This is a genomic window from Streptomyces sp. NPDC104313 (genome assembly GCF_055583985.1).
In genome coordinates this window covers 696,453-723,199 of the sequence record NZ_JBVJMW010000002.1, presented here as the reverse complement: position 1 = coordinate 723,199, position 26,747 = coordinate 696,453, and the positions used below count along the sequence as shown (strand labels likewise).

At 67.0% G+C, this 26,747-nt stretch carries 11 protein-coding genes and 2 pseudogenes; 5 read left to right on the top strand and 8 right to left on the bottom strand.

Annotated features, from left to right (window positions below):
- The first annotated feature begins 126 nt into the window (after positions 1-126).
- Both ACZ60Q_RS06965 and ACZ60Q_RS06960 read left to right on the top strand, forming a co-directional pair.
- A complete protein-coding gene (locus ACZ60Q_RS06965) occupies positions 127-843 on the top strand; it encodes a DUF4839 domain-containing protein (protein ID WP_469629467.1) in 717 nt (238 codons plus the stop codon).
- A gap of 122 nt (positions 844-965) precedes the next feature.
- Positions 966-1,574, top strand: coding sequence for an HhH-GDP family DNA glycosylase (locus tag ACZ60Q_RS06960; protein WP_469629464.1), 609 nt, complete (start codon positions 966-968; stop codon positions 1,572-1,574).
- A 252-nt stretch (positions 1,575-1,826) separates the two neighbouring features.
- Here ACZ60Q_RS06960 and ACZ60Q_RS06955 read toward each other — a convergent pair whose 3' ends face one another.
- The 3 genes and pseudogenes from ACZ60Q_RS06955 to ACZ60Q_RS06945 all read right to left on the bottom strand — a co-directional run.
- A complete protein-coding gene (locus tag ACZ60Q_RS06955) occupies positions 1,827-3,137 on the bottom strand; it encodes a HEAT repeat domain-containing protein (RefSeq protein ID WP_469629576.1) in 1,311 nt (436 codons plus the stop codon).
- A gap of 319 nt (positions 3,138-3,456) precedes the next feature.
- The gene (locus tag ACZ60Q_RS06950; RefSeq protein ID WP_469629461.1) at positions 3,457-4,227 is read right to left on the bottom strand and encodes a hypothetical protein; all 771 of its coding nucleotides are present in this window, start codon (positions 4,225-4,227) and stop codon (positions 3,457-3,459) included.
- Positions 4,228-4,943: 716 nt separating this feature from the next.
- Positions 4,944-5,024: pseudogene (locus tag ACZ60Q_RS06945) on the bottom strand (IS5/IS1182 family transposase); the annotation flags it as partial.
- Positions 5,025-5,152: 128 nt separating this feature from the next.
- On the opposite strand from ACZ60Q_RS06945, the gene ACZ60Q_RS06940 reads away from it, so the two are divergent.
- Positions 5,153-6,091 (top strand): hypothetical protein, encoded by a 939-nt coding sequence (locus ACZ60Q_RS06940; protein ID WP_469629458.1) that lies wholly within the window; start codon positions 5,153-5,155, stop codon positions 6,089-6,091.
- Positions 6,092-6,132: 41 nt separating this feature from the next.
- Here ACZ60Q_RS06940 and ACZ60Q_RS06935 read toward each other — a convergent pair whose 3' ends face one another.
- Both ACZ60Q_RS06935 and ACZ60Q_RS06930 read right to left on the bottom strand, forming a co-directional pair.
- Positions 6,133-6,834 (bottom strand): hypothetical protein, encoded by a 702-nt coding sequence (locus ACZ60Q_RS06935; protein WP_469629573.1) that lies wholly within the window; start codon positions 6,832-6,834, stop codon positions 6,133-6,135.
- An 11-nt stretch (positions 6,835-6,845) separates the two neighbouring features.
- Positions 6,846-7,639 (bottom strand): annotated as a pseudogene (locus ACZ60Q_RS06930) (transposase family protein).
- Between the two features lie 308 nt (positions 7,640-7,947).
- On the opposite strand from ACZ60Q_RS06930, the gene ACZ60Q_RS06925 reads away from it, so the two are divergent.
- The gene (locus tag ACZ60Q_RS06925) at positions 7,948-8,907 is read left to right on the top strand and encodes a hypothetical protein (RefSeq protein WP_239119971.1); all 960 of its coding nucleotides are present in this window, start codon (positions 7,948-7,950) and stop codon (positions 8,905-8,907) included.
- Between the two features lie 753 nt (positions 8,908-9,660).
- Here ACZ60Q_RS06925 and ACZ60Q_RS06920 read toward each other — a convergent pair.
- Positions 9,661-15,087 carry a sacsin N-terminal ATP-binding-like domain-containing protein gene (locus ACZ60Q_RS06920; protein WP_469629454.1) on the bottom strand — a complete coding sequence of 1,809 codons (5,427 nt, stop codon included), beginning with the start codon at positions 15,085-15,087 and terminating at the stop codon, positions 9,661-9,663.
- A gap of 1,018 nt (positions 15,088-16,105) precedes the next feature.
- Here ACZ60Q_RS06920 and ACZ60Q_RS06915 point away from each other — a divergent pair.
- On the top strand, positions 16,106-16,663 hold the full coding sequence (locus tag ACZ60Q_RS06915; protein WP_469629451.1) for a restriction endonuclease: 558 nt from the start codon (positions 16,106-16,108) through the stop codon (positions 16,661-16,663).
- Between the two features lie 1,423 nt (positions 16,664-18,086).
- On the opposite strand, the gene ACZ60Q_RS06910 is transcribed toward ACZ60Q_RS06915, so the two are convergent.
- Positions 18,087-24,011 (bottom strand): ATP-binding protein, encoded by a 5,925-nt coding sequence (locus ACZ60Q_RS06910; RefSeq protein WP_469629449.1) that lies wholly within the window; start codon positions 24,009-24,011, stop codon positions 18,087-18,089.
- A gap of 34 nt (positions 24,012-24,045) precedes the next feature.
- Positions 24,046-26,208, bottom strand: coding sequence for a hypothetical protein (locus ACZ60Q_RS06905; protein ID WP_469629446.1), 2,163 nt, complete (start codon positions 26,206-26,208; stop codon positions 24,046-24,048).
- Between the last annotated feature and the right edge of the window lie 539 nt (positions 26,209-26,747).

Genomic DNA, 26,747 nt, shown 5'->3' with positions numbered 1-26,747 from the left:
CGTGGCCGCGAACGACCCGATCAAGCAGAGGAGCAGGGGCTGAACGCGACGTTCGTCTCTCGCGGAGTCATCTATGCTCGCGCCCAGTTGGTATGACCGGTTCGTTTTCAGGGGGCGGAGAGCCGTATGGCCGATGAGATCAAGTACGAGTACAAGGTCGTGCAGACGGTTCGGGGCACCGACGGTTTGGTGATCTCGAAGATGCAGAAGGATGGATGGGAACTTGTGGAGCAGCTCCCAGGCAGACTTCGCACCACCCTCAACTTCCGTCGGTCGAAGAGGCCACTGCCTTGGCGTCTGATCGGGGCAGGGGCTGCCGCCCTCGTGGTCTTGGCCGCCATCATCGGCACGGGCGTTGCGCTCGGCGACGGCGACGAGGAGAAGGGCGCGTCAGCCAGTTCGCCGGCCGCTAGTGAGAAGCCTTCCGCTACGCCGCCCGCAAACGAGCCGACCACCGCTGAGGTGATCACGGCGCAGAACAGTCCCGAGTTCGCCACGTTGTTGAAGGCGGATCCGTGTGGTGAAGCGAACGTGAACTTCGCCACCAAGCACGAGGGGCAGACGGTCGCCTTCGACGGGTCTATCAGGCACATGGCGGCCCACGCGGATGACCAGACCCGCTACGACTTCCTTCTCGGCCCGGGCGACAAGGGGCCGCAGACGACGGACGGCCCGAACTTCAAGTACGAGGACGTCAACACCGGCAACCTCCACCTGACCGGCAAGGATGTTCCTGACACCATTGCAGTTGGCGACAAGTTCCGCTTCATCGCCGAGGTGATCGAGTTCAACACGGCCCAGTGCCTATTCCGCCTCGCCCCGGTCTCGACGGAGACCCGGTAGCCGAGATGGCCAGCCTTCCCATCATGGAGGGAGCTGCCCAAGGGAACGGCCCCCTGCTCCATCCATTCGAGAGTTTTGAACTTTCCCACCAGCTTGCCAGACGGTAGCGCCATCCTTGACCCATGCTCGCATCCAGCCCTGCCCAACGGCTCGCCGACCACATTCGACACTTCCTTGGCAGCGGACCGTTTCTCCAACCCGGCGGATGGACCCACATGGGTGCTGTCATCTGCGACGTCAGCTTCCAGCCACGGTGCAACTACGAGAGGACTCTCCGACCGCGGCTCCTCCATTTGCAACTGAGCTGGGCTGATGCAAGAACAGTCCGCGGATTCCAGCGCCGGCTCGTCACGGAAGACCTCGCCGTGGCCATGAAGTTCAACCACGCACAGAAGGTCGCGACGGCTCACGCCATCACCGACCTCCTCGCTGCCGACGGGGTCGATACCCGCGAGGATCTCTACGCCTGGCTCGATCATCGGGCCAATCGCGCCGCTCTGCGCGCGGTGAAGGGAGTGGGGCCGAAGAGCATCGACTACATAGGCAATCTCGTCGGCCGTTCGCACGTCGCCGTTGACGTACACCTGCGTGCCTTCGCCGTGGATGCTGGTGTTCCGGACCTCCCATACGCCCAGTTGCGCGCCGTGTATGAGGAAGCCGCCGCGCTTCTCGGGCACGACAAAGGTGGGCTGGAGCATGCCGTTTGGCGGCATAAGTCGAAGGCCACGTAGCCAACAAGCCAGCGGGCCTGGCCGTTGTAGGTGCGGTTGCAGCAGGCCGATCTGCTCGCCGAGTTCGTGGACCGTGTCTCCGGTTTTTCCCCTTCCACCAGTCAGCGAAGATTCTGCGGTGGCACCATCGAGGCCAGGCGGAACTGGGGCTGAGTGCTTTAGATGGCCCGCCTGGCCAACTGCGGGCTCAGTCTTGCGCCACGGGGACGCCGGGCGCGAGAGGGTCGACGTCGTCCACGGCCTGCAGAGTCTCTAGATGAAGTACGTTCCTGTTGGCACGCCGTGGGCAACTCCGTACGGGGTCAGGGCGATGACGCCGACCCCGCGTGAGGTGATCTCCGAGTTGATGCGGAGAGGGCTGGTCCCGAGATGCTGGGCGATCTGGGGTGCGAGTTCGAATGCTGCCCATTGCCATGCGTCGGCGTCGTCCTCGGATTCCAGCGCGGAGTCCCATACGGGCTGGAGGCCGAGCTCCTCTCTGCGTTTCTGTTCGAACGTCAGGGGATCGCCCAGGGTGAGCAGATGGTCCTCGCCTTCGCCGGTCTCGCTGTAGCGTCGGAGCACCTTGCCGTGCTCAGTGACGAGCCACGCGGAGCCATCGCCTTGAGCGCCGTAGTAGTACGCCTCGGCGCGTCCGTAGCGTGAGCTGAGGCGCGTGCAGAGCCTCAGGACGTCCTCGCTCCGTTCCCCGTTGCAAGGGTCGCACCATGCGCCGAGCACGAAGGTCCAGCCGTCGAGTTCCGGTGTGACGAAGACCCTGGTGAAGCGCCCGTGACTCCCCGGCTCGGCGTCATGTCCGTCGGAGTCCACGATATCGTTGCCGAGCGCGAAGGTCACCGGTCTCGGGTCGGTGAGGCCCAGGATGCTGATGATCCCGGCCTGATCCCCGCTCGGCACCGCGATCCAGTGATTCCAGCATGCCCCCGACGCCGTCGGCCGGTCATCCGGGAGCTTCACACAGATGAGGCGCTCGACTGCTGCCACGTCTTGCGCGGGCAGCACAGTCTCACCGCCGAGCGCCGCGAGGACAGCCAGCGCCCGAGCACGCTGTCGGCCGGGGCCCGCCCGCCGGATCTGCTGGAGCAGAGGAACAAGGCTGGCTTCGATCTCCTTGCCACGGATCACCAAGGTGTCCTGCGCCTGTCGGGCGACCTCAGGGTCGGGGTCGCCGAGCAACGGCAACAAAGCAGTGACCGTCGACACACCGACCCCATCACAGAGCCGTACCCCGACCACCGCCTGACAGCGGACGAACGCCGCAGTATGCGACATCGCCGTGACGTACTGGTCCAGAAAACCCGCGCCCAGCCATGTGAACGCGAGGCCGACCCTGTCCCTGGCCTCCGCCGTGGACGCGTCGAGGAGCCCCTGGACCAGGCAGTCGAACGCCGCGTCCCCGATCCGCTGGAGCACGGGCACGGCATCCAGCCACTGCACCGGCGACAGCTCATCCCCCAGCTCACGCACGATGGCCTCTGCCGCCACCACCCCGCCGCCGACCAGTACCTCCGCCGCCGCGACGCACCGGTCCGGACAGCCCAAGTCCCTCACCAAGCCATTCATCGAAACCCCTCCCAATGACCTTCGGCCCGATGACGGCATGATCGCGCATGCCTACGACAACGCGCCGAGCCGCCGGACCCACCGACCGGCTTCACCTCGCTGCTGAACGCCGCCAACCACAGCTCCGTCCCGTCACGCTGCACCTTGCGGTGACCCGGCTCGAAAGCGGTGCTGTGGCGTCCCGCAACGGGGGCACGATGTGCCGGACGAAGACTGCGCAGGGCAACCAGAACACTCCGACCGGCCAACCACGGTGTTAAGAGGCCAACTGGGGCGCACCAAACGCGGGCGACGTGGTCGAGGGCCGGCCGGTCGTCGTTCAGGGCAGCGGGGCCCAGGGGTCGTCGCACGGTTCGGGCTTTTCCGGGTGGAGCATTCGGCGGACGCAGCGCAGGAGTCCCGATTCGCTGCAGCCGACGGCGGTCATCCATGGCAGCGCGTCCATGGCGCGAGCGCGCTCTTCGGTCGCCAGGGCGTCGACGGTGGTGTGCAGGGCGCGGGGGACGGGTTCATTGGTGAGACAGAGCCAGCCGATCGCAGCGGCAAGGCGGACTTCTGGAGCCTGTGCACGGTCCTGCCACAGCCCGCGGATCCACACTGTGTCCGGTCGGTGCGAGTGGGCACGGGTGCTCTCTGCCGTGGCAAGCACCAAGCCGGCCAGGGCCACGGGGTCCTGCTCGTTGTCGAACCGGGTGGCGAAGGCGCTTCGGACCCTGCGGTCGGGGTCGGCCGCGGTGGCGAGAGCGTAGGAGGCGTTGATGCGCGTGGTGACGTCGGAGTCGTTGAGGAGAGGCAAGAGCATGGGGGTCGCGGCGGTGATCGCGGTTCGGGCGGCAGCCACGGACCAGCCCGCCGGGTACCCGGTCACCTCCGCTCCGTAGCCGTCATAGCCGTCAAGGACGCGGTGCTGGGGGCTCGATCGGTGAAGGAGGAGTTCGTCGCGGGAGGCGACACCGACATGACGGGCGCGGGCCGGGGCGGCGAGACCTCCGAGGGCGTCGGTGTAGTGCGGGTGGTGGGGGTCGGTGGCGATCCGGATCAGAAATGGAACGGCGAGAGCGGCGGAGGCCCGGCTGTCGTTGGCACACATGCCGATCAGCACTCCCATTGCGAGACGTGCGGATCCGTGGCCGGCGCACAGCAGGCGAACCGCATCGCGGACCTTCTCCCCGTGAGGAAAGTTTTCCCAGGGAACGTCGTCGAGAACGGCTCCTTCTATCTTCTCGGGCCGAATGGCCGCCACCACAGCCCGTATGTCGAACGGACCTCCTACGAACGAGGCCAGATCCGCCCCGTCCACCAGAGCCCGGCACATCGCGAATGTCGGATCGGTCCGCCAGTCCCCCACACCACCCACACCGTCGAATTCTTTGAGGTTCGATCATGAGCGATCCGTACGTCGCGAAGCCACCTCGGCAGTCAGAGCGCTGCACGCCACTGCGTCTTATGACCCATGAACCACCAGTTCAGCATGCCCCTACCGCTCTCGCGTGGGCCATCTATCGCGCACAGGGGCCAAGCAGCGTGCTCAAGGGCCAACTATCGCGCTCAGCCACAGGAACTCTTCTGTGGCCGGGGAGCTACCGTGATCCGTGCGTTGGGTCACCTGTTCGGTTCGTTATGCGGCTGAAGTTGCGAACGATCCGCCCATTCCCGGCGGGCAAGGGCCCCCGGAGCGGTCGAGCCGGGCCCTGTGGACGGGCGTTCAGTCGAGTGGACTGGACGCCCGTCCCGGCCATGGCCTGGGTCGGGGCCAATGTCAGCAGCGGAATCCGTGGGCCGTGCTTCGGGGCTCGACGTCGGTGTAAGGACGCATGCCTTGGCTGTGGCGGTCTTCATGGCCTCGGCCAAGGTCGGGGCGCGGGCGGCCAGGACCTCGATGGCCTCACGCCGGGCCGCGCCCGCGACCTGACCGGTCGCTTCGGGATGCCCAACTGCCTAGCTGTGTGAAAGCGGTGGCGCACCACCAGAAGCAGAATGTAACCTCCTCTCCAATCCAGAGAAGAGGAGTCGCTATGGTGGCGCGGGTTGACTTTAATTTCGGTGACGACGGAAGCCAGGAGAGCGTCGTGATCTCCTCCGACCAGCTCGCCCGAGTGGTGCGCGCCGCACTGCAAGACAAGGTGCTGCTGTCGGAGCAGGCCGCGCCTCATGACCTGTGGCGGGACGTCGCAGCCGTGACCAGACTGCTGGAGGGCCTGGAGGATTGGCGGGAGAGGGCCATCGTGGCGGTCGACGAAAGCGGCACCGTGGACCGGAACGCCCTCGGCATCGCCGCGAGCATGGGCGCGGCAAAGCTGTACGACCTGCTGGAACGGCACGGCCGGCCACGCAATCAGACACGGCTGACCCAGGTGGATGTGCTGGAGAGCCGGGTGACCAGCGAGGACGGAGAGTGGGACCCGGCCCGCGTCGTTGCCACCATGAACAGCTACGGTTGGGAGACCGACGACAAGCGGGCCCGCGCACTGCTGCGGGCGCTGACCGAGCAGGACGTGCTGGAAAAGATTCCGAACCGAGGCGGACGCGCCGTCTACCAGGTCGTTGGCCCTCGGGACTGGCTGTACTGCCTGGACCCGGAGCGGGACACGATCGAGAACGGCCCTTCCACTCCAGCGCGGGTCGCGAGGCTGGCGCGCGAAGACTCCGGTCCGACCGAGTGGTGGCTCGGGAAGCCGCTGAAGCGAATGAGGGACGGCGACCGGCTGTGGATCTACTTCGGCGGAGTCGAAGGAAAGATCGCGGCGATGGCGCATGTGAAGTCGTCGCCGCGACCGGCGCCGATCGGTTCGCAAAAGCCGTACGAGTTCGACGCCGAACTGGACCTGAAGGCGACCACGGCTCTGTCCAAGTCGCCGGTACGGCTTGAGGAGATGGATCAGAAGCACCCGCAGGCATGCGGGGAGATGCGAGCGGCTGATGTGAAGCTGGCCGAAGCGCGTGCCAACCTCTGACCGTACTTCCCGCTGGGCGCGCACCGCATCGCCGTGCGTGCTCACCTCTTGAGGGCTCGCTCGATCCGCTCGAAGTTCTCAGGGCTGAAGTTGCCCCGGCTGATCTGCACGCTCCGGTTTTGTTTCGGCGTCACCACATTCGGATACGACGCCAGCTCCGGCACGGCGATCTTCCAGGTGGCCGCGATGCGCCCGAGGACGATCACCGCGTCACGGGACATGGCGCGGCGCACCAGGTAGAAGGCGAAGGACTGGGAGGGCAGTGTGTACGGGATCGGCCGCCACGATTGCGAATGGTAGCCGTGGAACTGCACGGCAAGGATCTGCCGGGCGAGTTCGTCGTGACTGTGCCCCTGCTTCGTCACGCCGTTCAGGGTCCGGGACCACCACCGGAGTCCTGGATGGTCCTTGTCGGGGTGCGTCAGGAAGTGGTTGGGGGTCCCGCCGGCGTTCGCGATGTGTTGCAAAGTGCGCTCGGTCACGCCGAGCCGGGCGTAGGCGGCCGGGTCTGCGTCGCTCACGCCTGGGTTGGCCAGCAGCATGACGAAGGGCGCGTCGTGGAGGCCGATGAACGGTTCCGGTGGCAGTGTCAGGTTGAGCTGGTACGGCGTGTGCGAGGGGTGGACTTGGGTGTCGGCGAAGGCTTGCAAGTGCGGCAGGTCTTCGGGGACCGCATACGGTGCGTTCCTGGTCGTGCGGGTCCACGGATTGAGCACCTGACCCCCCGCTATCCGCGTCGTCATGGCATACAAGCCTACGAGCATCCTGCGAGCGGACCGTCACCGTGCCGACCAGCCATCGGCGCAAGGAGCCCTTCCCATCCTGACCAGGTGGCGAGTCCGAGGGCAACGACGGCACGGACAGCAGCTGTGATCCGGGTGGGGATGCAGCGAAGCTTCCACAGGAGCCGCCAAGACTTGAAGATGGGCATGGCGCGTTCGCCGAGGCTCGCGATTGTGACGTCGGCACCAGCCGCGCAGGTCCTTGCCACGGACCGGGACACGGATCGCAGGGCCGGCGCCCTGGTACGTCTTGTCGGCCCAGCACTTGATGTCGTCTGCGGCGAGGGCGGCGGGTATGCCGTGGGTCCGGGCGGTCAGATCGTCTGTCGCTCCCGGCAGTGCGTCCGAGGCCCAGATCAGGCGTCCGACGGGATCGGCGAGGACTTGCACGTTCATCCCGTGGTGCTACTTCTTCCCGGAGTAGCACGGCTGGTCGGCGGCGATGCGGTGGATGGGTAGCACGGTGCTGTCGAGGATCACGTACGCCTTCTTCCGGACGGTCGTCATGGCCTGTTCCAGCGTGGGCGCGAGGGCGGCCAGTAGGTCGACGGCCTCGCGTATGTAGTGGTAGGCCGTGGCGATCCCGATGCGGAAGCCTGCGGCAAGGCGAGCCGCAGCGCAGGTGGGCCAGGACGAGCAGGGCCTGCCGGCCGCAGGTCAGGCGACGTCAGCGTGAACCGATCCGACGACGGTGACCTGCAAGAAGACCGGAGAGATGCCCCAGAGTGCGGCTGGACAGATAGTTGCCGGACGGGTAGACAAGCACGCGAAAGCTCCTGGCGGATTGGTGATCTTGGTCGTGAGCCCGTCTACCAGGAGCTTCCTTCATGCCCGCCGCCGGGGCTGCCAGCTCAACTGCCCGTGAGGTTGGGAGAGGTTCAGTGGGTAGTGCAGCGAGTTGAGTTGTGCGGCATACACGCCTCGCCCCACTTCAGCCATTCGGTAAACGGAGCATCGTCGGTTCGGGCGCGGGCCGCCAGGCAGAAGGTGCCCAGGCTGCTCCGGCCACGTCATAACGCAGCGAAACGGTCCTATGCGCCACTAGGATCTCCGAACCGAGTACTAGGGGGCAACGTGGCCATTGACTTAGCCGACACTGTCAGGCTCAGGCTCGCGAGGACGAACCGACAGAGGGACAAGCGTCTGATTGAGTTCCAGGAGGAGCTCGATCAGAGGGCCGCCAAGGAGAACAACGCCTTGCAGAAGGCACAGCAGCGGCTCTATGACGAGGCGCTCGTCCCCTCCCGCGCCGTTCTTCAGCGTCTCAAGCACGTCGATCTGATCGAGCTGGCCGCGATCGAGAGGCCAAACGTCGGCGCCGAGGCAATCATCGACCCTCGGCAGCCGCGCAAGATTACCGTGCCCACCCCTGTCAAAGCGCTTGCAGGCGTCGTGCTCGTAGTAGCCGTCCCGCTCGCCGTTGGTCACGTGACCCCGGCAGTCGCCTATCGGGCGGTGCGAAACTTCGGCTCCGACTCCACCGGCAAGGCGATAAAGACGCTTCACGGGGCAGCGGCCCGCAGCGCCACGTTCGCACGGTTTGGCGGCGGCTCCATCGTCACGGGCGGTGGCGGGGTGGCGGCCGGAGAGAAGAGGCTTTCCGAGCTCGGCAAGACTTCGGCCGAGCTCACGCACAAAGCCTTTTTGAAGTGCCAAATCCAAATGCTCAGCGACGGCCGGCAGGAGAAGGCGCGGGACCTGGAGCTACGCGAGAGGAAGATGAGCGAGAAGCAGGACGCGGCGCCCGCGCTGTACGAGCGCAGCAAGGACATGCAACGCATCCTGCAATGCCTCAGGTCCGAACTGGTGAGACGGCTCCCGTCACTCACCGCGCTGGTCGAAACGTGCGACGACCTTGCCCGCTACGACTCCCGTCAGCGCGCAGAGGTTGCGGCGATGGTGGAACTCGACGGCCTCGCCGTCATGGTCATGGAATGTTCGATCATTGACATGGAGGGACGGATGACCGAGGAGTGGGGGCGGGTCGCCTCCGACGCCGAGGCCCGACTGCGGGTGATGGAAACCGAGGGATGAGTTCCTTACGTCGGAATCGAGGCTGGTGAGCTCGCATGTTCAGGCGTCGCCTGTCCGCGCCCGAGCCACGATGGGGCTCGCGCTGAGTGATCAGCGCGAGCTCGGCGGATGCCGATTGTCAGTGACTACCGCTGCCTGGCACGGACAACGTGCGACGGCACCAGTCCGTGCGAGGAGGCACCAAGGTTGGCTAGCTGCCAGGGGAAGTCCGGGCCCTCCTAGGCAAACCCTCACGAGACGGGCCGAGTCCGCCTTCGTCGGCCTCGTGCCGTTTGTCGACCTCCCGCGCAGCGCCGTCCCCCTGTCAAGCAAGGCATCTATGTCGGGCTGCGCCCTGCGGCCTCACCCTCGGTCTTTCTCGCAGGCAGCCCTCCCGGCCACCGCAAGGGCCGCGACCCCTCCACGGCCACCGCCACCCTGAACAGCGCCTGGGTGCCTGGCGCCGCAGTGGTGAACGTCGGCAAGGCTGCTGGCTGCCACGGGCTGATCAAGCCGCTGAACGCATACCGCCGCCAGGGCCAGGGGCGGAGCGCTGGTCACAGCGGTGGCGAGTACCTCTGGCAGCTTGCCGACTTCCTCACCCCACGAACCGTAAGTACCCCTCTGGAGCGGGCTCGTTCTCAGTGTCCACGGCTGTAGCGGCGTCCGGGGACCTCCACTCTCACGTCTCCAAGATCGCTTCACTGCCCTTCTCCTGGGCCCCTTGGCTTGACGTTTAACCCGGCTCGTCTCGCGCCGGGTTAAACGTCAAGGTCACAGCAGGTACGAGAAGCGCAGTGCTCCGCCCTCCTCGCGGTAGCGGTCCTGGCCGCGCTTTCCGTAGGGGTTGGGGAGCATCTGGATGGCCATCTTGTGAGGGGTGAGGGCGTGCGTGACCACGAGGAGGCGCCAGCGGTCGTTGCCCGCGTGCTGGCGGGCCGCGCGGACCTCGCTTTCTCCCAGCTCGAAGCGGCCGCCTTCGCCCCCGGTCGCCTTCACCTCGTAAAGATAGGGCAGCCTGCCGGAGCCGACCCGGAAGTCGAAGCCGAGGCCATCGTCGCCGGACGGGCCGGGGAAGGCTTTGCGGCGGTTGCCCGACACCCAGCCGGTCGCGTCCATGTGGTCCGGGTAGCGCGCGCACAGCCACTGGTAGGCGTACCACTCGCCCACGTACCCGATTGCCTCCCGCTGGGCCGTGGTCAGCCCGCTGTCCGTGCCGCCCCCGTACCGCCATCCGCGCGTGCGACCGGTGGCCTGGGTGCGCCCGGTCTGGCGACGGGGGTCCGTGAAGCGGAGCGGCCCGGCGGCGGCGATGCCTGGTGCCGAGCCGCTCTGCAGGACCCGGTCGAGTTCGCGGGTGAGGGCGGTGAAGTCGCCGGAGTACACGTCGAAGGCGCGGCCTCCGAAGGAGATTGACCGAAGTTTGCGTTCCCGTTCGCGACGCTCGTCTTCCGCCGCGTTGCGCACCCGGTCCAGGTCGGCCTCGGACAGCCCGTGCTGGTCGGGATCCGCCGCCACCGCCATTCCGTGGGGCCACTGGCCCAGGGCCGCCAGCCAGGCGACGACTTCGGTGGGGGACAGAGGTCGGAAGTCCAGTGCGCCAGCGGCGTCCAGCCGCGCGGTGACCTCCTCGGCGGGCTCGGCTCCGGTCAGGGCCGCGGGCAACGGGTGTTCGGCCGCCCTGACCAGGATCGCGAGGTCGGTGGCCAGTCCGGTGATCGTACGGTGGTTCGCGCCGCGTACCTGGTCGAGGGCGGACAGGCGTTCACCCGACCGTGGCAGCGGGCGCCCGAGGCGCAGCGCCAGCTGCTCCTCCACGAGGGCCTCCAAAATCCCCGTGTCGGCCGTGTCCAGGGTGTACTCCCATGCCTCCGGCGCCGTGATCCAGTCCAGGGTCCGGACCGAGGGCCAGTCGGGCATCGGGCTGCCCGCGTCGAAGTCCTCCAGTACCGCCCAGCGCAGCCGGTTGACGAGGTCCTTCTTGCGCAGATCCAGGTAGGTGCGGAGCGCCTCCTCGTGCTCGTCGGCGTGGCTGACCGGTTCCACGGGCGGGCTCATCGCGCGCAGGGTGTCGTTCAGGTCGGCGAATCCGATGCCCAGGTCGCGCCGCAGTTCGTCCGTACTACGGGTCGCTCGGGCCATGGCGATGAACTCGGATACGAGGACCGGGAGCTCGGCGGCGTGCTCATCAAGGTGAGTCTGGAACTCTCGGGTGTCGTCCGGCGGCGGCAGGAACAGCGAGTTCGCCGTCTCTGTGCCGAGCAGGTGCACAAGGAAAGGCCGGCAGCGCTCCAGGACCACGCTGATGGCCCCGTCGATCCGGCGGCTCGTCTCCTCAACCTGATGCTCCGTCACTTCTAGGGCGTCGGCGAGCCCCTCCTGGCCCGGGTCGCGCAGGTCGGCGTGGCGGGAGGCGAGCTGGTGGGCGGCGAGGCGCAGCCGATCGCCGAACTCCCGCCGTCCCAGCAGCTCCGCGACTGCCACCACGATGCGAGTGGTCTCGGGCCAGCCCGGCTCGCCTGCCGGGGCGAGGACGAGCGGATGCTTCGGATCGGGCAGCGGCAGCACTCCGCCGAGGCGGCCCGGCAACGTCACCGGCTGGCCGTCGAGTTCGATATCCCAGGAGCGGTAGCGGTGCAGACGTATGCTCCGGACCAGGGTCGTCAGCTCGCTCAGCTCGGCCTCGCTCGCCCGGGGGGCCCGCGCCAGGTGGTCACAGAGGACGCCCACGGCCAGCGTGAGCCAGGGCAGATGCTGGACCAGTGGCTCTCCCACGGCCGCGGGGTCGAGCCGTGTGCCGTCCACGGTCACCGTGAACATCAGGTCGTCAGTGTGCCGGACGCTGGCGGGGTGTTCGGCCGCCAGCAGCTCGGCGGCCTCCGCCGAGACGCCGGGAAGGGTGAGCAGGGGGCGTTCCATCTCCCGTATCAGCAGAGCCGTCAGACTGTCGCGTTCACCGCTGACGTAGAGCACGGTCTCGGCATCACCATTGCCAGTCTTCTCCCCACCGACCAGTGCGGACAGCGGTACGCCGATCAGCCGGTTCCCGGACTCGGCGAGCAGACTGGTGCCCGCGGGCAGTGCGGGACTGGGCCGCCGTACGAGGTGCCTCCAAGCGCGTTCGTTGGCGCGCTGCGCTGCGGGCCGGTCCTCGGCCCCCAGCGCGCCCTCCGCCGCGAGCCGTCCCAGCGCGGCGATGAGGCGGGCGCTGTCGCGGGCGTCGTCCCAGGTCGGCAGCCGCATCTCCCGCAGACGGACGCCCGCCTTCCCTCGTTCCAGAAGGTGGCGCAGCCGATGGTCGACGGTCTGCGCGTACGAGGGCTCCTCCTCCAGACCGGGCGGGCAGTGCCAGGCGTCGGCCGGCCGGACGAACCGGACGGCCCGGTCGCGACTCCTCACCGGAAGCCACGGCTGCTGCCGGACGAAGGCGCCGAGAGGGGTCGGAACCCTTTCCGTGTCCGGGGAACTCTGGCTGCCGACACTGGTCCAGACGCTGGTAAACATCGCATCCTCCCAGTTGGACAGGCCGTGCAGGACGAGCCGTGCGTACGCGAGCCGGGCCTCCTGCCCGAGGCGTCCGACGACATCCTGGCCGGGGAGCTGCCAGGCGGGGGTTCCCCGGTACGGCGTCCGGGGATAGCAGGCGCCGGACCAGCTGCGGACATACGGCTCCCACTGTGCCTGCACCTCGGCAGATACCTTCGCCATGCGGACCAGCTGCCGATCGGTGAGGTCTTGGCCCTGGCTCACTCGGTTCAAGGAGTCGGGGGACCTGACCGGGACCAGCCCGTTAGTCGCCCCGGCCTCCAGCAAGAATGCCCGCCACTCCTCAGAGGTCTCGCCTCGTTTGGCGAACTCCTCGGGCGCGGTGAGGAGGCGGCCGGCGATCGCCTTGAGGCTCTTCGACACGTCCTGTCCGGCGGCAACCACCGCCGCCAGGTCCTCACCGACGGACGCGGGGCCCCATCCCCGGCCGAAGACGGCGTCGCTTGCCGTGATCAGACGGCCGTCCGCCGACGGTACGTACAGTCCGAGCGAGGAGATCTCCGTCCCGCCCAGCGAACGCCGCGGCTGCCACAGCCGGAAGACGAACCGCAGGGTTTGGAGCCGCAGCCGGAGATCGGTGCTCGCGCTGAGCGCCTGTCGTACGTGGTCCAGCAGCCCCCTCGTGTCGTACGGCCGGACGAGTGCCTCCTGCTCGAGGAAGGCGCGGGCGGTCAGCCCGCGGGTACTTTCGCCGCGGTCCTTCCAGACCAGCCCCGGGTGCAGGGAGAACAATCGCTTGCCGAGTAGGGCGGGGACGGACGGGGCCTCGGTCTGGTTCGCCTCCGTACGCACCGGCTGGAAGAACGCCTCGCGGCGGGCACCCTGACCGCTCGGCTTGCCCTGTGTACGTGTACTTGTGCCCGTACCCGCCCTGTCGTGGGGACGGTTGGTATGCCTCAGTGTGCTGTCCTCGGCGAGCAACAACTGCCTGCCGTGCAAGACGTGCCCGTCGTCCTCGAAGAGGTGGGCCAGGTCTTCGTACAGCGCGCTCCACTGCTCGCCGGGGGACTCACCGGGCCGGGGGAGGGGAAGGCCCCCGACGATCCGTTCCACGTACTCGGCGAGAATCTCCGGGCCCGGCTCCCACGGGCACGCGAGGGCCTTGCAAAGAGTGGCCAGCCGTTTCAGCCGGTCGCCGCCGATCTCGGGGTCCGCCACCACGACGCCGGCCTCGTGCGCACGGCGTGCCGTGAGGACGGTCAGGTCGAGGTCCGGCCACAGCGCCGCGCCCTGGGGCGGGGCCCAGCCCACCTCCGGTGGGGCGTTATCCGTGGTGAGGACGGGCACGAACGGTACGTCGGCGAGTTCGCTTCCGTGCACGCGCCGGGCCGCCGCGCGAAGCCGCGCCGTCGAGCCCTTCTCGCTCTCCCAGCTCACCAGGTCCACGGCCAGCTGCCGCATGGTGGGCTCGGGCAAGGTACGCAGGACCGCGGCGGCGGCCAGACAGGTCTCGGCGACCGCGTCGAGTAACAGCACGTTGAGGGGGTGGTCGGGGGGAAGCCCGGTGCGGTCGAACTTGGTGAAGAACGGGGCGTTCATGTGCCCCGGGAACGGCGCGGCCAGGTTCTCGCCCATCGGCAGGAAGGTGTAGGTCTGCCCGCGCCGCGGTCGACGCAGGGCGGGCAGCGGGAGTGCGACCTCGACGACGGCGGACCGCTTCCACTCCTGCCACGTGTCGTCGAGGAGCCCGGAACTCACGGCCTTTGCGAGCGTGCTGTTCAGCCGTTCCTTCTCCACGGTGCCCCGGGCCACGAGAAAAGTGCCGGACGGTCCCAGGTCCACGGTCGCGAAGGAAACGGCGGATCCGTGCCCGGCGCCGTCCTGCGGCACCGCGAGGCGCTCCTCGGAGCGGGTCAGCTCGTGCCGCTCGTATGCCTCGTGGCGGCCGTCCAGCTCGCCTGTCTCGCTACCGTAGGCCCGCCGTTCCAGCGTCAGGCCGGCGAGCCGGTCGAGGAACAGCATCACGGGAACCTTTGCCTCCCCGAGTTCGTCCATCCGCAGCTGGACCTCTGCCCGGGCGGCCTTGTTCAGCAGGGGAAGCCGGACGATGGTTACGTACCCCTGGGCGGCGAGCTGCCGACAGGTCGCGGGCACGTCGTCCAGCGGCAGGGGTGCCTGGAGCGGCGGATACTTGGTGGCCACCTCGTGGGCGTTGTCCTCACCGGCGAGGAACTCCTCCACGTCGGCCTTCTCTGCAAAGCGGAAGCAATACCCGTCCATTTCCGGACCGAACGGGCTGTCGGGGTCTGCGCTGTAAATCTCGGGCGCGTCGCTGATCAGCAGGATGCTGCGGAACCCGACGCCCTTGTTCCCGATACCCTCGCCGACCTCCTTCGAGCTCTGCGCTAGTTCGCAGATCTGCTTGACGTTCTGCCAGGTGAAGGGGTTGCCGCCGTTGGCGACGTACAACGTCCCCCACTCGCCCTCCGCTTCGTCCAGCAGGACGTGGACCCTTCCGTCGCGGCGGTCCCTCGGATGCGCGTCGTAGCCGTTCTGGAGCAGCTCGAAGAGCGAGCGGCCGGCGTACTCCCGCGCGCTCGTGTACGACACGGCATTCACCTGCCGTGCCAGGCGCAGGACTTGCTCCGACCGGGCCCCCTCCAGCACGGACCGGCCATACTCCCGCAGCTGCTCGGCCCGGGTGTTCCTCGTCACGGTTCTCCCCTTACCTCAGCGTGATGAGGACGGTATCCCGCCGCACTGACATCGGGAGGGGCAAGGGACCACAGTGTGCAGAGCGGCTCGGAGGTGAGCTCGACGATTTTGGTCCGCCGTCGAATGGGGCTCGATCTTATTCAGGATTTCCCCTGTTCACGACGTGTTTGGGGCCGGGGCATGCTCTCGCGAAGAGAGGTCGGCGCGGCGTGTGGAGGCCGGATCGTGGAACGGGTCGAGCGCGGGGGCAACGGGACGCGTTCGCGGCGGTGATAGCGTTCTGGACCGAGTTGGACGCCTGTCTACTTTCACGCGGCGACGCCCTGTTCGAGCTGTGCTTCGCGTTGTTGTGCAGGGGCGGTCCGGTCCGCACGCTCGTGGACCTGGCCCTTGGTCCCGCGCACGGGCTCGGACGCCGAGCCCGCTACTCCGGGCTGAATTAGGGCCGGATCGACATCGCTCGGCTGCGCTGGGCAGCCTGACGGCCGCCTCGTGCTCGCAGTGGATGTATCACCGTGGTTCCGGCCCGACGCCGACACGTGCTCGGACTGGTCGTTTCGACACCCCTTCGGCCGGGCCTGGGCTAACACCAGATGGGGCCCGGTAGGCCCTACTCGATCACCGCCGCACGTCGTGGACGGCGCTGCTGGACGAGATGCGGCTCGCCCCCGGCGCAAACCTTGCGGCGGTCGCAGCCGAGCAAGTCTGTGAGGTCGTCGAACGCCTTGTCGTGGCAGGCCAGTGGCGACCGGGTGATGGCCAAGCCGGTCCCGGTGCCGTGGGTCGCCCGTCGGCGTGGGCGGGCTGCCCGTTGCAGTTCAGTAGTTGCCGCCCCTGCTCGAATCGCCGAGCAGCCGCAGAGCCGCGGGTCGATACTCCGAGGCCCTGCTCGGACTGAACACCTTGGTCGCGGCGTCGAGCGCCGCGCGGTCCGTTGCGAGGGTGCAAGAGCCGCCTGAAAATGGCCTGAGTAGGGCAACTCCTCAGAAGATGGCGAAGATCGAGCTAGCATACGGCGGTGATTCGACAGGTAGCGGGGAGCCCGAGCGGTCAGGTTCGAGGGAAGAAGCAGGAGCCGTGGCAGCACTTCGAGCAAGAAGTCGCCGAACTCGTCGAGAGCCTCGATTCAGGCGCCACTGTTGAACCGGACGCCCACGTGACCGGCTTGGTCAGCGGAGCCACGCGACAACTCGACGCCTTGGTACGCGGGCAGGTTGTCGGCCAGGACATCACGATTGCCATTGAAGCCAAGCGATACAAGCGGCCGGTAAGCATCGGGACCATTGACGAGTTCGTTGGCAAACTGCTCGATGTCGGCTGTGACCGTGGAGTGCTCTACGCCGCGGGTGGTTTCTCCGAAGCTGCTCTGTCCCGGGCAAGCAATGCGCGGAATCCCGGGATCGGGTGCGTGCACCTTGCTCCGCGCGCAGACGGAGCCCTGATGCGCTCCTGTACGGGGGTGGGCCCGCTCGAGCTGGCGTTCGAGGAGCATCTGGATCGGATCGTCGGGGTCCACCGGACTCAGGAATACGATGTATGGCTGCGCAGCGGAGTAGCCAATCTGTACCGCCATTAGGCTGCGCCGCGCTTCATCGGCCCTGATCCAACCCGCCTGCTTGACGCTCGACCACTACGCATACGCGAACCCTTGCGGATCGCAGCTGCGTGTCGCCCCTCACGCAGCAGTTGGTTGGCGGGCGTGCACTGCGAACTCGGGGACTCCCTAGCGTCCCCGGTACTGGTTGTCCCGGCGGCAGGCGGTGCCCGCTGTCGCCAGGGCAAGACCTACCGGTCCCCGGCCGCGCCGGTTTTGCGGGGCCCCCGGATGCGGTGTGCCGTGTCCATCTTCGCGAGCGGGTGGCCGTCGTTCTCCGCGTCCCGCAGGGCTTCCAACGTCGCCTCCGCCTGGATCCCGTAGGGGTGACGATGCCGGTGTCCTAGCCCTCGCGAGGTGGTAGTCCACCAGTGCCCTGGCGATCGATGATCCGAGGGCTCGTGCAGGGGGCGCTAATCGTGGCAACCTGTTCCGTCCCGAGGAGGAGGAATGGACTGCCGGTCATGACGCTCGTTTGACGCTCTGGGCGCCAGCACGCGGTACCGTGAGTCATAAAAAGGGCTCTGAACTGGGCTTTTCCGAGCCTCTCCCAGGCCGACATCTTTCCGATGACGCACCATGTGGAGTGCGTGGCGATTTTGGAGCCTGCTGCAAAGGGGCTCTGACCTGCAGTCCTGGGGTTCTCAGGCACGGCGGGATGCGCTCGGCGTGTTTCCCAACGGACACGACGTGGAGCGCGCGGCCGTCCAGGCACACTGCTCCGACCTGCGGTTTCACCCAAGAGTGCAGGGGCAGGCAGTCCGCGGCGGTCTTCGTTGGGAATGGTGCACGACGGGCTCGACGCTCATCTGACGCTCGTTCTTATGGTGCGTCAGATGAGCGTCGAACCCATGGCGCAGTGCGGGTCGTCGCGTCATCATGGAGGGGAGGTTTCTTGGCCGCCGCGAGCCATCTGGCCGCCCGGGTGGCCAGGTCGGTGTAGCCGTCCTGGCCCCGGTCGGTGCGGGCAGGGCGCTGAGGTACATCCGCCTTCGGACTGCGGATCGCCTGCGTCTCCTCCGGGTTGCGCTGTTGAGGTGCTGGCGATGTTCTCAAAGGACTCCGGTCACCGGCCGGTCGGACCTTCAGGTGGGGTCTCGCGAGGGCTCGGTCCTGAGATGCTGTGCACGTTCGTGTCATCCTGCGGCTGTGGAGAGCCCGTCCCGCGACCGCTCAGCCGGATCAGACATCGTGGCGGCGGGGGTCGACGAACCAGTCGGCTGACTGGCCGTGAGTGGGACGACCGCCATCACCACGAGCCGGAGGGCCTTCCGCAGGTTTTGCCCGTTGGACAGGACGACCTCCACGGTTATGTGGCTTGCCACCAGGTTGACTTTGTGGCTCGCGGACGGCCCGCTCAACGGCGAGGTGCAGGGAACGACTCTTTCGCGTGTCGCTGTGATGGTCAGCGTGGTCCGTGTGCGCGCCAGGCCGTGGCAACAATTGCTTCCAATGCGGAGTCGTCGGTGCCGGGTGTCTCGGTCAGGGCTGACAGGTGGCGCAGGGTAGCGAGAGCGTCGGCGGCGGTTGGGTGGTCTGAAGCGAGGAGGTCCACGAGATCGTCTACGGCCAGGGGCTCGTCGAGTTCGGTCAGGTCGTGCAAGATGTCCTGCAGCGCCGGACCGGTAAGGGCGGCTGCTTCCAGAAACTGGCTGGCGCCAGCGGGTGTGGCGAGGGCATCGTGCAGGGTGCGGCAGATGTCTGGTGCGCTGTGCCTGGTGGCGGCCAACTCGGCGGCTTGGTTGAGCAGAATTGGCCAACCTCCGGTCGTGGAGAAGAGGCGGCGACGGTCTTCCGGGGCGTTGAAGGCGGTCAGGACGTCGGTGGGGGTGACCCAACTGCGAATGCCATCGATGGTGGCGCGTTGAAGGGGAACAAGAATGTCCTCTTCCGCATAGTGGGACAGGACCTCAAGGTGTTCGCGATTCCCGGCGTCAATGAGGCCGATGACGCAGCGAGTTACGCCCGAGGCGGGTTGGCGGGTAATGGCGTCGCGCAGAGCGGTTTCGACGCGGTCCGGCTTGAAACCTCGCATGTCACTGACGATCAGCCTGTGAGGGCTGCGGGCTTTGCCTGCACTCAGCGCCTGGCGGTAAGCGTGGGGTGTGGCCGGTTTGATCAGGGGTGCCAGTTCGCCGGGGGTGCGTTGTTGCTGGTCGGCCAGGGCGGTGGTGACGTCATCGAGGCAGGTGGCGTCGGTGCCGAGCACGATGCGTAGCGCGTTATCGCGGCGTACCAGACCTGCGATCTGCTGTTCCGTCAGGGGGCTGATACGGGCGCCGGGAAGCGGTCGCCGAGCCTGGCTGATGGATAGGCGGGTGGAAGTGTCGTTGGGGTCGTGAGCGTGTAGTTCTTCCTCAATGGCGTCCGGAGTGCCCAAGAGGCGTAGGACGTTGGAGGAGCGCAGGCGCCAGCCGTCACGTTCGGTGGCCAGGATACCCAGGCCCACCATCTCTTCCAGCAGGACACGGAACTCGTCGGCTGTGTGGTGGGTGAAACTCTCAGGCCACCATTCCGCGCACTGGTAGCGCAGAGCGCGCGTGCTCATGCTGTGTTCGATGCCGTGTGTGTGGGCGTTGTGCGCGATGAGTAGCGCGATGACCTTGTAGCGGGGGTCGAGGTTGAGGTTGAGGCGCACCGTATCGCGGATACGACGTCGCAGGTCCGGGGAGCCGATAACACGCTCGAGGATGTCGTTGTCGATGGTCCAGGGTGGCCCGTCGGGCGTGCGGCTGGCCAGCGCCTCACTGACGAGGGCCTCGCCGGCGACCTGCAGGAGTTTCGGGTGGTAGTTGCAGTAGGCCAGTAGTCGGTGGATGAGGCTGTCGTGCGCAAAGCTGATCCCCAAAACCTCAGCAGGCTCCTGCAATAGGCGGTAGGCAGGGCCGGGGGAGAGTGGCCCGATGCCGAGGGCTCTGCCGAAGTGAGCTTCGGCGAGCGGTTGGTTGGGGAGGCCGGCGAAGCGCTGGACCTGGTGCAGGCCGGCGAAGACGGGCTTGAAGCGGCGTTCGGTCGCGCTCATCAGGTCCCTCAGCCGGGTGGTCTGAGGGAAGCCGGCGTCGGCTTCGGCGTCGAAGAAGGAGTCACACTCGTCGAGCAAGAGCAGCAAACGTCGGGTCCGGTCTTGATCGAGCCAGGCCGTGATGGCATCCCGAACACGCCGAAACGCGGTGGAGGCGCGTCGGCCGGGGGCCAGGCCGATCTCCGCCCGACCCAGCTCGGTGGAGATCATGTCCCAGATTTCCTCTGTGCCCGAGGCCAGGTTGCTGGGCAGCGGTAGGTAGAGCGCGACATGCCCTTCGGTAAGGGCGTGGCGGCGTCCTGCAGCCCGTAGAAGGGCCGACTTACCCAGTCTGCGCCCACCGTACAAGAGACTGACACCGTGCTGGTCTGTGACGGCGGACAGTTCTTCGGCACGACCGTAGAACATCTCCTCTGGCACGGCTTCGTTGGCGTCGGGGGTGTACGGATTGATGGCGCTGAACGGAGCCAGGATGCGTTCGGTCAGGGTGAACTGGCCGCTGCCGCGCGAGGCCAGGTAGGCCAGGGCGGCAGCATCCAGTACCAGGACGGGTTTAGCGGAATGGTCGGCGCACGCGGCGGCCAGGGCTCTGCGCTGAGTGGGAGACAGGGTGCCGATGAAGGCGATCATGACAGGGATGGAGCTGGGGTCTTGCTGAACCCAGGCGATGAGTTTGGCGGCGTCGGTGACCTCGGACGTCATCAGTAGCCGCAGCCGGCCGTCTGCTTGCGTACCGAAAGCCGGTAGGCGGACCTTGCCGATCAGTGTCACATCGCGCAGATCAACCCACCGGCGCAGGTTCGAGGCAACAGGCAGGCCGGGATCGGCCTCGCGCTCGTATTCGATGCCGGCCAGACGCAGGGCCGGGCGCAGTACGTAGGTGTTGGTACGGACCTGGGCCCACCGGGTGGCGACATGGTGCCAGGCGGTCAGTGCGGCCACGGCGATCTTACGGTCGCCAGGGGACAGAGGGCCGAAATTCAGAGGGCCCAGGCTCGTGCCGTTCTCGGCCGCGGTGATCACCGCGGGGGTGATGCCGTCGGACAAGGCTTGTGAGACCGCGGGGAAGAAGGCAGCGAAGTCAGCCAGCGCGGTGTGCTGCGCATGGGGCGGTGTGTTCCCCTCTCGGGCCGCCAGCAAGTATTCTTCGGCCGTCGCGAGGTCACCTTCGACGATCAGCTGTCGTACAGCGTCTGTCAGTTGTGTGGGCGCGTCGGCTTCGTTGAGCTCGACGGTTGCCCGTTCCTGCAGGGACCGGGCGGCCTCGGCACCCAATGCGGCGAGTTCCATCTGAATGGCCTCGCACTCGCGGCGGACAGCACCGAGAGCATCGCCGGCCAGAGCGCTGTACGTGGCTTCCATCCGGGCAGTGATCCGGGCGCGCCCGGGCTCGGGTACCCGGCCCAGCCGGGTAGCGGTATCGATATCGCGGGCCAGCTCGCCATGCAGGGCCCTGATCGCGCTGCCACTATGGGCACGCCGGGTGTGCAACGTGGCACGCAGTTCGTCTGTCAGGGTTGAGGAAGTGGTATCCGCTTGTTCCAACGCGTCCAGAGCGATCCGGGCGATGGCGTAGTTCTCGCGGTCGATACTCGTGCGGACACCCTGAGCCCAGTCAGCGCGGTCGGCAGCTGACACATCGTCCAGCGTCGGAGTACGGGACGGGACCAAGTGGGTGCTGAAGTCCAGCTCGGGAGCCCGCAGCAGGTCGCTGTTCAGTACGGTGGACGGTTCAGGCTCGGTACCGGTGAGGGTTCCGCCGGCCAACAGTCGAGTTGTTGTCTCAAGGCTCGCCAAGCAGCTCCGTGCCGCTGCCGCAGTCAGAGACTTCCTGTTGGTCTCGGCCAGAGCGGTCAGCTCATCGATCATGTGCTGGCGGTGCGGTTGGACCGCCTTGTGGAGGAACGAGAGAGGATCGGTTGCACGGGGCTGGGTTTGAGCGATCACGACCAGCCACTGCTGGACGACGTCCAGAGAGTTGGCGGCGTGCTGCAGGATCCGTGAGCGGGCAGCGTTCTTGAGTTTGCGGGATGTGCCTCGGGCTGCTTTGTCGTCAGCATCCAAGAAGGCGGAGAGCGCCCCGGGCGCGCCCAGGTTGCGCAGTTGCTGTCGAGTGACGGCTGCCAAGTCCCGCCGGTCGTCGGCGACTGGATGCAGCAGGGCGCCGATCCGGCCGTCAGGCGCCCACCACTGTTCGGCGAACTGCTTGGCTCGCAGGTTACTGAGGTTGGGGCCCGTGCGCAGCTCGGCGCGGGCGGTGTCGCAGATGACGGCGAGGTCATCACCAGTGTCGGGCCGGGCGGCCAGGACGTTGAGAGTGGTTCGTCCAGACAGTTGTCCCCGGGCGGAGGCATGACCGATCGCTGTGGCAACCGCACTTGTTCCCGGTAGGTCGTGCCACTGTGCAGCGATCTTCAAGGCGAGCTCGCCACTGTCGGGATCACCGGCGAGCAGACCGGACCGGACGGCCGCGGCCAACACGATCAGCTGGTCGGCCAGGGAGTCGGGCACGCCGCGCTGCAGCTGATCGGTCACCGCCGCGCGAAGTTCATGGGCGCAGGCGCCTGTGTCCGAGCGCATGGCCTCTGCCAGAGCCAGGGCGCGCAGCGCCGAGGCGGTGGGGAGGTGGCCGAGGGCATGGGCGGCGTGGTGAGCCAGGGCCAGCTGCCCCCGTCCTGTCAGATCAGCAAGGACAGGAGAGACAGCCGGAGCAGTAGGCGTATCTGGCCTCTTCTTAGCTGACAGTTGTGCCGTGGTGTGGGCAACAGCCGGTTGTAATGGTGCGAATCGCCTGTCGACAGTCATCGCGCGGTCCACCGCCGGTGACGCTGAGGACGGTGTCGGCTTGGAAGGACCAGCCGCCAGAGCTCCTGGCTCGGTGTCGATCCCGCGACGGGGAGCTGGGATCAATGCTTCATCAGCGTCTGGAGACATTTCACCGTCGCTGTTCGGGATACCGCCTAGTTCCTGGAGGGGTGAGCCCTCGAAGGGGGCCGATTCTTGTGGTGCTGTTTCGTGGAGGCCTTCAGGATCATTCCCGTTTGCAGGGTCGGAGCTGTTGGGAACAGATGGAACGACAGCCTTGCCGCGCAGGATCAAGGTCAACACGGGCGCGATGGCCGGGGGCAGCGCCTGATGCAGTTGTTCGGTCAGAGCATCGACACCATCGTCATCGTCCGATTCCACCGCGTCCGCCAGACCCGCGACCATTGCCAGCCATTCAGCCTCCTGAGCCTGCTGCGCAGTCCACTTGTCGACGGCCAACAATGAATCCGCAGCTGCGCGAAGCTGTGCGATAGCAGGGTGTCCCACCGGGCCGCTCGCCACTGCGACGCGCTGCAGGATCTCCCGTATGGCGTGATCCTGGTCAGCCGCAGCTGCCAACGCCTCCAGCGCCTCCAACAAGCTCGGAAGATCCTGCTCCGGATAGGCTCCGGGCTCGTGTAGAGCCCGCACTACTGCCGTGTGCACCTCATCGACAACCTGCGCTACCTTCCTGACCGGTTGGAGCAGCCCAGCGGGCACCACTCTGCCTGCCGTCAACAACATCGCAGCTTCGGACACGACCTCAATGGCCGAGGCGAAGGCACCACGCAACCGGTCTGCCTGGGTCGCAGAGGCTGCTGTGGTACCCAGATCGATGGTGCTGGCCGGCTCACCCGAAACTGCGGATTCCTCGCTATCGGCGGGCACGCCCACCGGCCGAGGCGTCGGCCCCGACGGCGTGCTGTCCGCTGGACGGTTTCGATAGGCTTTCTCGAATGCCTGGCAGGCTCCCACAACGGCGTCGGCACCTTCGGCAGGCCACGATGACAAGGGATGGTCGCGCAACACCAAGTGCAGCAACGGGACCGCATGATGTGTGACCCTCCACTGCACCAGACCGGTCAGCAGCAATACGGTCCGGTCCGGAGCCAGCTCTTCCAATGCGGAGAGGTCTTGGTCAGAACCTTGTTCCAGCCAGGTGAACAGGCCGTCCCACATACCGTCGAGCGTGGGCTGGGTGAGCGTGCTGATGAGGTATGTCCGCTGAGCCCCTTCGCATCGCCGCAAGGCTCCCAGCGCTTGACGCACCGCGTGGGTGCTCGGTTGTCCGACCGACGGAGTGCGCAGCTCCTGCAGAACCGCCGTGCGGCTCTTACGGCTCAGCCGCTCCAGCATTGAGGAGAGCTGCTTCTCGGTGAGTAATGCCAATACATCCCCGACGGGATCAGACAGTTCCGCGACGGCCTGTTCCAGAACCAGGTATGGGGTGCGTTGCGGCTCGACAAGCGTGTGATGCGGGGTACGCGGCGTACGGCGTGCCACAGGATTCCTTTCAGTAGTTCAAACGTTCAGCAGTTCAGCGGCGCAGATGTTGGTGCCAGGCAGGGGCCTGTCCCTCTCCCCTGCGATGGCCGCGTACAAATGTGTGTCCCACGGGTAGTTCGGTGTCAGCCTCAGGGCCGTCAACCTCGATACGCCACTCGGCATATCGCGCGCGTGCAGCGGGGGTGGCGTTGTGTCCGTTGGGCAGCCTGCGTTCCCAGGGACGCCGCCAGTGCCGTAGTTGCCGCGTAGCCCGATCGACGCTTCTGGCGATGGCCTGCTGTTCTTCTCGGGCCTCATCGGTGTCGGGCCACCAAGTGAACACATCCGGCAGCACGCCGCGGTGAGCGACCGTCGTCCGGGTGAGGAGACCAGCCGCCGCCATGTCCTCACAGGTGTGGATTACCGTCCACAACAAGGGCGGCGTGACCACATCCGGACCGAACATCGCCGCACTCAACTGCTGACCGTCCAACGACCGGGACCGGGCCGTCCCGATCCTGCCATCACGCAACAATGCCGCCGTGATCAGTGCTTCCAGCGCCGACACCGGCGGCCGATGCCCTCCGCTGATCGGCCGCTGCGTCGGCAGCTCGAGTCCTATCAGGGATGGGATATCCAGCGGGCCCCACGCCTCGGCCAGCAGCACCGGGTCGAAGTACCAGTGCAGGACGGCGCCCCTCACTTGCATGGGAGCCGGTAGGAGCACTGTGGTGACTATCAACTGCCGACCGGAACGCGCAGCAGCCACAGTGAGCTTGATGCCGGGATAGAAGGACGCCGGCCACTGTACCGATGACAGTCCGCCCGGCTCGTGTTGCGTATGCTGCCGGGCTAGATCACGGTCCAGCAGCTGGCCACTGTGATGTACCTCCAGTATCAAAGGCCCCTGGCCCAACAGCGACGGCACCGCATCTGGCAATGGCAGTCGCCCGGCCGACAGGTCTGCTTCCGAGAGAGCCACTGAAACCACCAGCAGTGCTTCGTCCAGATGCTCCACGTTCACCACAGAGTCGGTCTGCCTCGGCTTGGAGTCGTCCGTGGATTTGCCGACGTCGGGTAGGAGATGCTCCAAATGCCCCAAGCCGGCAGGCGTCAATGGATCGCAGTCCACCAACACCGCGTCGACCGGCAGCGCTTGAGCCCGCCAGACGCCGCCCTGCTGCCAGCTGTCATCGATCCGCAAGTCCACGTTGCGGCGCAGACTGCCTGCAGTGACCTGGGAGGCCAAAGCAAGGTTTGCATCAATCATCGCGGAGGCTGCCGCGGTCAGCTCCAATGCATGCTCATCACCCACCTCGTGTTCCCAACCAACCAGCACCGGCCATACCGCGGTGTAGCGTGGTGTACCTCCCGGGGCCGGTCGTGTGAACCGATCCACCATCTCCGCCGCCACCGGGCCGGAGGCGAACTGCAGATGCCGCTCAACCGGCTGCGCATACAGGCCCCATACAGCCAGGCCTGGAGCCTGGCGCAACAACTCCTCCAGGGTTCTGAAGCACCTTTGCAGAGCACGCTCCGCCGCCACGGTGTCCGCTGAGTCCTGGAGCAGCGGGCCCAGGTCTCCTTCCGCCAGCAACCGCTGTCCCGGGCCCATGAGGAACTGCTGGTACAGCCCACTGTGGTCACGCCCCGACAGTAGAGCGCTCGTGTCGCCTGTTCCCACCAAGTGGCCCCACCGGTCCACTGCCCCAGCAGGCGACCTGCGAATGCGGGCAAGCTCCTTGTGCTCAACGGACGTCAGCGGTCCCAGAGCCTCCCAGTCGATCACCGCACGCGCGAGCGCGACCTCCGACCCATCCGAAAACGGCGCTCCCGACAGTCCTCTCGGAGTCCATCCGTCTTCCTCGATGTCGGGCGAGGCACCGAACGACGCACAGACTTCCCCCCATAGGGAGTGTGCCCCACGCTCTATTCGTACAAAGGAACCCACAGGCGGCAGCGGATTCCTGGCATCGGGTCCCAGGAGAGTAAACGCCTCCGGGTCAAGGATGTCTGTGCTGTATGCGCCGGCATCAAGGTCATATCCGAAGTACACGGCGTTGAACGCGGTGCACACATGCAAAGGCCCACGCCGTACCTGCGCCACCTCTTCGAGGAAGGAGATCAACTCCCGCTTCGCCCCGGTCGGCAGAGCATCGAGGCCCAGAGTCAGCTCAGGGAGGAAGAACGGCGCACTCGTCGCTGGCGACCCCATCACCGGCGATTCCGTAGCGGACCCTCGGTCGTGGCCCCATGGCGACCGCGGACCCCACCACAGGTGACTGGCAACATCACGTACCCCCCGACACTTTCTGTCCCGTACTGCTTTTTAGCGCACCACTCGGACATCCGCTCCCTACTTGGTGCTCTTTCCTCCAAAATGTGGCCGCACTGCGCAGCTGGGGGACAGCTCTCCGCCCCGACAGGTCGCCAGGAACCTTCGCCCGCCTGTCACACTCCGTGCTGTCCTCACAGCTCACTGGCCGTCATTCCGGCAGGTCGCGGTACCCATCCGGTGAGCACACGGGCGTAGCGGGAGGCGGCGTTCGACCGCTCCGTCAAGCTCACCGACCAGTACGTGACCGCCAACGTGCAGGCCGGTCCGCCCTGTGCTGGTTGGCCGCCGCCAAGTCCGTTTCGAGGGCGTGCCGACCGGCCAGCTTCACCAGGGCGGCAGATTCCTGTGCAGACCACCGGCGATCTCGCCACCATGGTCACCAACCAGAGGCCGTCGTCGTGGCCTTCGCACTGGTC

Excerpts from the sequence above, each read along its gene's own strand:
- ACZ60Q_RS06965 (WP_469629467.1), top strand. The coding sequence starts at position 127 with ATGGCCGATGAGATCAAGTACGAGTACAAGGTCGTGCAGACGGTTCGG.
- ACZ60Q_RS06960 (WP_469629464.1), top strand. The coding sequence starts at position 966 with ATGCTCGCATCCAGCCCTGCCCAACGGCTCGCCGACCACATTCGACAC.
- ACZ60Q_RS06955 (WP_469629576.1), bottom strand. The coding sequence starts at position 3,137 with ATGAATGGCTTGGTGAGGGACTTGGGCTGTCCGGACCGGTGCGTCGCG.
- ACZ60Q_RS06950 (WP_469629461.1), bottom strand. The coding sequence starts at position 4,227 with ATGTGTGCCAACGACAGCCGGGCCTCCGCCGCTCTCGCCGTTCCATTT.
- ACZ60Q_RS06940 (WP_469629458.1), top strand. The coding sequence starts at position 5,153 with ATGGTGGCGCGGGTTGACTTTAATTTCGGTGACGACGGAAGCCAGGAG.
- ACZ60Q_RS06935 (WP_469629573.1), bottom strand. The coding sequence starts at position 6,834 with ATGACGACGCGGATAGCGGGGGGTCAGGTGCTCAATCCGTGGACCCGC.
- ACZ60Q_RS06905 (WP_469629446.1), bottom strand. The coding sequence starts at position 26,208 with ATGGGGTCGCCAGCGACGAGTGCGCCGTTCTTCCTCCCTGAGCTGACT.